1 protein-coding gene is annotated in these 325 nt (G+C 52.9%); it reads right to left on the bottom strand.

Annotated elements, in window-relative coordinates; all coding sequences use genetic code 11:
• A partial coding sequence (locus AB4585_RS26985; protein WP_372171814.1) for a DUF4397 domain-containing protein occupies positions 1 to 325 on the bottom strand: 325 nt, incomplete at both ends.

Raw genomic sequence — 325 nt, 5'->3', positions numbered from 1 at the left:
GTATCCATAGTGTTATTGACGTTTGGAATAGCAGCAATGGTTAGCTCTGCACCCGCAGGCAATGGGACAGTTCCTGAATCAAAAGCCACAGTATCGGTGCCCGCTAGCGCTAAGCGAACCCTGTAATCAGCGGCTGGTACACTCACCACGCCGGTAGAAGCTTTATAGGATAGCGTTGCAAGAGGCGCAGCTGGATTAATGTCATCATCGGGACCTGTGACGTGCACGTCTACTTCAGGTACGCCAGGCGATGCATGCACCACTTGCACATCAACGTTGGTTGCGTCGCCATCACCCGCAGCGTCACGAGTGATAATGAGTGGTT

The organism is Vibrio sp. 10N.222.49.C9 (genome assembly GCF_041474985.1).
Classification (GTDB): Bacteria; Pseudomonadota; Gammaproteobacteria; order Enterobacterales; family Vibrionaceae; genus Vibrio; species Vibrio crassostreae_C.
Note: the sequence above shows the minus strand (reverse complement) of the source record. Positions and strands in the feature narration are given on the sequence as shown.